General features: G+C 38.3%; 6 protein-coding genes. 1 reads left to right on the top strand and 5 read right to left on the bottom strand.

What is annotated here, in order from left to right; translation table 11 throughout:
* Positions 1–334: 334 nt before the first annotated feature.
* From I6E69_RS20295 to I6E69_RS20275, 5 genes are all read right to left on the bottom strand, one after another.
* A complete protein-coding gene (locus I6E69_RS20295) occupies positions 335–1,012 on the bottom strand; it encodes a lipopolysaccharide assembly protein LapB (protein ID WP_197122181.1) in 678 nt (225 codons plus the stop codon).
* Complete coding sequence (locus tag I6E69_RS20290) at positions 1,009–2,928, bottom strand: pilus assembly protein N-terminal domain-containing protein (protein WP_197122178.1); 1,920 nt, start codon at positions 2,926–2,928, stop codon at positions 1,009–1,011. The genes I6E69_RS20295 and I6E69_RS20290 overlap by 4 nt, the downstream gene beginning before the upstream one ends.
* A 212-nt stretch (positions 2,929–3,140) precedes the next feature.
* Entirely contained in the window at positions 3,141–3,713 is a 573-nt protein-coding gene (locus tag I6E69_RS20285; RefSeq protein ID WP_002962521.1) for a tRNA-(ms[2]io[6]A)-hydroxylase, read from the bottom strand.
* A gap of 47 nt (positions 3,714–3,760) precedes the next feature.
* Positions 3,761–4,393 carry a sulfotransferase gene (locus I6E69_RS20280; RefSeq protein WP_197122176.1) on the bottom strand — a complete coding sequence of 211 codons (633 nt, stop codon included), beginning with the start codon at positions 4,391–4,393 and terminating at the stop codon, positions 3,761–3,763.
* Positions 4,394–4,407: 14 nt separating this feature from the next.
* Positions 4,408–4,779: an MAPEG family protein gene (locus tag I6E69_RS20275; protein ID WP_002962524.1), complete on the bottom strand. Its 372-nt coding sequence runs from the start codon at positions 4,777–4,779 to the stop codon at positions 4,408–4,410.
* Between the two features lie 152 nt (positions 4,780–4,931).
* Between I6E69_RS20275 and I6E69_RS20270 the strand changes: the two genes are divergently transcribed.
* Complete coding sequence (locus I6E69_RS20270) at positions 4,932–6,278, top strand: DUF2254 domain-containing protein (protein ID WP_197122174.1); 1,347 nt, start codon at positions 4,932–4,934, stop codon at positions 6,276–6,278.
* Positions 6,279–6,379: the final 101 nt, after the last annotated feature.

Below are 6,379 nucleotides of genomic sequence, written 5' to 3'. Positions count from 1 at the left end.
AAAGAACCCTTTGGGCAGCGCCTGTTTGGCATTAATGCTACGTTATCGCCCATTTATGGGGAATAACCACACTACATAGGCTCTGCCTTGCCTAAATACCAAACAGACTGCTGCAAATTCAACCTTGAAAGATCAACAGACCCTAGAGACGCTCTTTTAAATTATTAAAACTAATAGGTGTTCAAAAAAGGGTTAAATATTAGAAGCAGTCTTGTGGGGTAACTTATAAAACGTATGATTAGCGTAAGCTTTACTACTATTTTTGATAAATAATAAAGTGGTTTTGGCTCCTTAATAATGCCAAATTTTAGGTATAAAAAAAGGCCCGAAGGCCTTAAGAATAACAATTACCTAAAACAGAGAGTTTACCGCGCCTAGCGAGTGCTTTTTGATGCGTGGGTTCGACACGTAAAACTTGCTCATAATAGCCACAGGCCAATAAATTATTGGTATTAGCTTCTTCAATTAGGCCTTTATGGTAAAAATAGGCGGTGCTATTTAAACCAAACTTAACCGAAAGCTCTAAATAGTTTGAAGCTACAACGTAGTTACCCTGGGCATAATGTATAGAGGCCATTTGCAGGTATGGTGAAGCATGTGTACCAAAAACATCTACGCCGTATTGGGCAATGCTTTTCGCTTTAGCTAAATTGCCTTGCTCTATTGATAAAGTGACTCCTAAAGTAATTGCGTTTAACGGCGGGTTAGCTTTATTAAGCAAAGTGTTTATAACCTGTTGAGACTGATTAGCACGGCCACTTTTATAAAGTACATATGCCGATATTGAAAGTATTGCCGTGTTATCGGGGTGTTCAAGCATTAACTGATTCACCTCATGCACAAGGTTCAAACAGTCACTTGCATTAATACCTTCGCACTTTAATGGTTGGGCATTTAATTGGTATTTTTTAACTATGTCACCCAGCGCGTTGTAAGGATTTACTGTTGGCTTGTAATCAATATGAGCGCAACCCGATAAAGTAAGCAGTAAAATTATATAAAGTATTTTCATAGCCCTTGCTCCTGTATATAGCTAAGTATCTGGGTGTCTATATTTGCCTGTTCCCACGAACGTAAGGTATTAATTGGCTCACGCACCAGGTTTGGAGTTACAACAATTATAAGCTCGCGGTTGTTTTCACTTTTACTGGTTGTTTCACTTAACTTTCCTAGCATGCTATTGCCGTTGCCATCAGGTACAAAGTCGTGGCTTGCATTGTTATCGGTGCTAATTAAGCCACCAATAATAAGAGGTTGTCCGTCTTTTAAACGCGTTGATGTTTGCATGCTGCGTGTATTAAATGCACTACTGTTTAAACTGCTGCCTGTGCTTTGTGCAATTTCGGCGGTTAACGTGGTATCGGGTAGCGAAATTACTGGGTTTAGATCAAGTGTGATTCTGTCTTTGTCGTCAACCATGGCGCGTACATTTAATTCAACTCCGAATGATTTAAATTCTGTACCGCTAAACACCGAACCACTACTACCTTGCTGCCCGTTTGTAATTCCTGAAGGGCTATAACTTGTAGGTACGGGTACTTCTCCACCGACCTTAAATACGGCACTTTCACCGGCTAAAACCGTAATTGTAGGGCGAGAAAGTGTTCGAGAAATACCTTCTTGTTCAAGTAATGAAAACAACATATCAATGGCAAACTGTGAGGTAGAAAGCTGTAAGTTATTAGTTAATTGACCGCCAATTAATTGCAGGGCATTTTCTATTGTTGCAGAGCCTGATTCGCGTTCAGTCATACCGTCACGACCAAATAATCCCGCTTCTTTTTCATACCCATTAGACAGTACGCTAATATCTGGGCGCCATTGCTTTAATCTACGTTGATTTACTTCGTATAATTGCACCGACACACGCACTTGAGGTAAATCTTCAACTTCAATGCTCGACAAAACTTTACCGCCAGCCACTGAAAGCAACGTTGCTCTTGCAATATTAGAACTTACATTACTTAAGTTTAACCCTGATGTAGCATCGTTTATTAACCCACCCGACTCGTTGGCAAGTACTTCAATACCTGAACTTTTATCCTGCGTTGCGCCGCCCATTAAATTATTAGGATCAAGGGGAGAACCCTGAGTTTGTAATGCTTGTTCTGGTTCAAATAATTTATTAATTGTATTTAATAAGCGCACTAGCTCTATCTGGTTTTTTACAGAGCCGGAAAGTAAAAATACATCGCTATCATCATTTGATAGCTCATCAACCGAGATGCGTTTAATGGTCACTTTATCTGCGCCCATTGATTTAATTACTTCGCTAATACGTTCTTCTTTTGGCTTGGGTGCTTGAGTTACTTTTATTAAATTAATAATAGCGACTTTGCTCGAGTTTTGAGAGGTACCTCCGTTTGCGTTACCCAATCCTTGCAAGCGTTGAGCGAGAGAATTAAACATTCCTTGGTTAGGGTTTGAGGTAATAACGGGTTGTGATGCTTGTGAGCTACTGGCATATAGATAGTTTTTTGCAGCTTCATAAGCGGCATGACGATAATTTATAGTAGGTACTTCACCTCGTAATACAACAGCATGGCGATCAGGTGCTATGGTTAGTTGCACGTCAGGGTGAATATCGTTTAAGGCATTTTCCAGTACGCTATAGTCTTCGGTAACACCAAGTAAAAATGTTTCCGAGCTTTTATCGTCGTACCACACCATCATAGATGTACGGCCCAACTTTTTAGCTAGAATTAGTAGCTCGCGACCATTAACCACGTTCACATCAAGCGTTGTTTCGTGGCCAAGTGCTATACGCGAAATATCACGGGTAAACACAAAGCGAGTATGTGTCCATTTAACTAAGTGTGATACTTTTTGTACCCGCTCACCATTTGCATTTTCTATATAATCTAAATGACTTTCACTGCCTACAGCGCTAAAAGATATTAGTAATAGTATAAAAGTAAATTTTAACATAAGCCTTTCCCTCAATTTGCTTAATGTATAGGTAGCAAGTATGAGACCAAACGCTTTTATCTTTATTATCAATGCATTAAGATGTGTGAAAGTGTGTTTTATTATTTTGATTCGCAAATTGCAAATCAATAATTCATGAAGGGTTTAACCAAGAAATGAGAGTAGAGGTAGGTGGCGCAAAGCGAATAAAATAGGCTCTGCGCTAGTTTTAGTTAATGCAAAGCAGCTGTAAATGGGATGCTTTCACAGATTTTAGCTTCTGCTATAAGTAACTCTTCTAGGCGAGTATCTACTTCTTCTTTATCAAAGTATTCGTAAGCAAGCTCTACAAAAAGGTTTTTATGTTTTTCTTCTGACTTGGCAATCGCAACATAAAAGTCTTTTTCTTTACCCTCAGGAAGTGCTTGTGCAACTAAAGAAAAACGCTCGTGACCACGTGCTTCAATTACACCGCCAACCAGCAATCGGTCCATTAAAAAACCATCACGACCATGTCTAAACAGTGCACGTATTTGTTTTATGTACGGATCTTTTTTGTCGTCACCTAAGTTTACATCGCGCTCTAAAAGTAACTTAAGCACTTGTTTAAAGTGTATTAATTCTTCTAATGCTAAGTCGGTCATGGCTTTTACTAATTTACGTTTGTCTGGGTAATGTGAAAGCATAGACATAGCCATACCCGATGCTTTTTTTTCTGCAGCGGCATGATCTTGTAAAAAAGTATTAAAGTCAGCAAGGACAACTTCGGTCCATTCAAATGGGGTGTGGTATTTTAATTCAAACATGTTCTGTACAACTTAAATAATAATGCGGGGATTTTAACGTATTTGATTTAAAAAATCTTGTAAGGCAGTAATTTATCTATGCGCCCTTTAGCGGTGGATTCAACTTTTAGCGGGTGTTTGATATCGTTCCATGCGGTGACTTTACCGCCCATATTCATTTTTTCAAAATCAGCTTTTTCACTTTTTAATGCTAAAAAATCGCATAGTTTTTTGTAGCTATCGGGCTTTGCTATATCAATGGATAAAAAATCGTTTTCACGATTCTTAAAGCACGTGTGAGCATCGTTAAAATGTGTTTCATAGCAGTGAGCTAAGTAACTATCGTCGCTAATATTATCAAGCGAAAGCTCACTAAACGTATTTAAATAACAGCGCTTTATATGAATATTAAAGCCCCCGTCGCCGCGCGTTAAATTAGTGTGCATACGCGTTAAAAGCTGTTTTATTGAAGGCAGCCATGCATCAAGTTCGCGCTCTAAATAAATAAACTTAGAGTCAGGATAATGAATATCAAGCGCTTTAAAATCGTTAAATATGGGAGTGTCGGCAATCGCACTGGCATTTTCAAAACAGGCATTAGTATACGCGGTATGCGCTGTTGTAATGCCAAGCTCTAAAAATGCGTGGCACACACTAGTTGTGCCGGTACGTGGTAAACCTATTATAAATATTTTGCTCATTAATTTTTCTTTAATTAGCCGCGTGTTACTAGTAATACAAAGGCGCTGATAATCATGACTAAAAATGTAGTAATAGTACCAATTTGGCGATATTTAAGGCTTTTTTCTACGATGCCTAAATTTTGAAACACACGCCCTACTAATAACGCACCACCTAATATATGGCAGTAATGGCTAGCAAGCCCTTGGTACTCTGCTAAAAAAAGCAAAATTAAAGCAAATGGCACGTATTCCATAAAATTTGCGTGGGCACGCACAGCACGTTGTAGCGTTGCATTACCGTTATCACCAAGTGATATTTGCTCCGCACGGCGCACTTTTATTACGTTAAAGCTTAAATAAATGTAAAAGAATGCGAGTAATGCAGCATAAGTTGAAATGATCACGGCGTTTTCCTGTTATTTTTATCGCATAAATATGCGCTCTATTATTGTGGGCGTGATAATAACACATAAATTTGAGCTGCATTATCAGAAGTTTAATAATTGCCTATGCTAAGCTAGAGGTATTAAGTTAGTAGAAAATACATAAGGATTTTATGTTTGTACCTCGCAAAGTAGCCGACAGTTACCGTGAAATGATTAACAGTATTGGCTTTTACCCTTCGATGCTTTCAGTGGGCTTTTTGGTATTTGCCATTATTACAATGTCGGTTGAATATTTAGCCCCTGTTGAGCAGCTAAAATCGTTTATATCGGTTGTACTTGTAGATAGCGCCGAAAACGCGCGGACTATTTTAAGCACTTTAGCGGGGAGTATTATTTCGCTTACCGTGTTTAGTTTTTCGATGGTAATGGTGGTTTTAAATTCGGCCAGTGCGAGTTTATCGCCCCGCGTAGTGCCAGGGCTTATTACGCGTAAATCACACCAAATGGTTTTGGGGTTTTATTTAGGCAGCATAATTTACTCTATTATTATGCTTATAAATATTAATAAGCTTGATGGTGGCAGTACGGCAATTCCTTCAATAGGTGTGTTGTTTGCACTTGTTTTTGGATTGATTTCATTAGGTTTGTTTGTATTTTTTATACACTCAATCTCACGTGCTATTCAAGTTGATAACGTGTTAAATGGCTTGTTTAGCCAAACTAAAAACGAAATTAAAACAATAATACAAAGACAACAAGAGAAACCAGTTGAAGACTTTCCAGACTTTAGCAAATGGCATTCGGTTAGCAGTAAAACAGAAGGATATTATAAAGGCGTACATACCGATAAGCTGTGTGCCATTTTGGCAGAGCAAGATATAAAGGTATATATCTCTGTTAACCAAGGTTATTTTACAGTTAAAGGTTACCCGTTTTTAAAATGTAATAAAGATATAGCAAACGATGAAGAGCTGATAAATAAAATTCTCGACTGCTTTATTTTTTATATAGAAGAATACATTAGCGATCATTATCGTTATGGGTTGACGCAAATATCAGAAATTGCGGTTAAAGCAATGAGCCCAGGCATAAACGATCCAGGTACTGCGGTTAAATCAATTGATATGCTGAGCATTTTACTTATTCAACGGCTGTCAATTAACGATATTAACTACTCGTTTAAGCACAGTGACAATGTCCCATTGCTATACCTTCATGAAACAAGCTTTGATGAGTTATTACACGACAACTTTACACCGCTGCGTAATTACGCCAAAGGCGATGCATACGTAATGACAAACGTGCTTGAGGCATTCAAAAATATTTTGTTTGTTGCCCATAAAGATACCGATGCACGAAACAGTTTGTTTAATTATTTAAATGCAATTGTTGATGACATAAATGAGCATGTAACTAATGAATACGACAGACGCGAAGTGACTAATATGCTCAACTCAATAGCACGTATTAGCCAAGAGCAAGGTGAGAAGTTGGTGGCACGTTTTGAGCACCACTAGGGCGTGTTGAATTATTTGGATTGGAATTTGTTCAATCTAGGGGCGATTAAATCGCGGCGCGAGGTTTGTAACCTAGTGGGCTAAGTAAAAACCGAGCAACA

Source organism: Pseudoalteromonas sp. NZS100, from assembly GCF_015864815.1.
Classification (GTDB): domain Bacteria; phylum Pseudomonadota; class Gammaproteobacteria; order Enterobacterales; family Alteromonadaceae; genus Pseudoalteromonas; species Pseudoalteromonas distincta.
The sequence above is the reverse complement of the archived record's forward strand: the minus strand, read 5'-3'. Positions and strand labels throughout refer to the sequence as shown.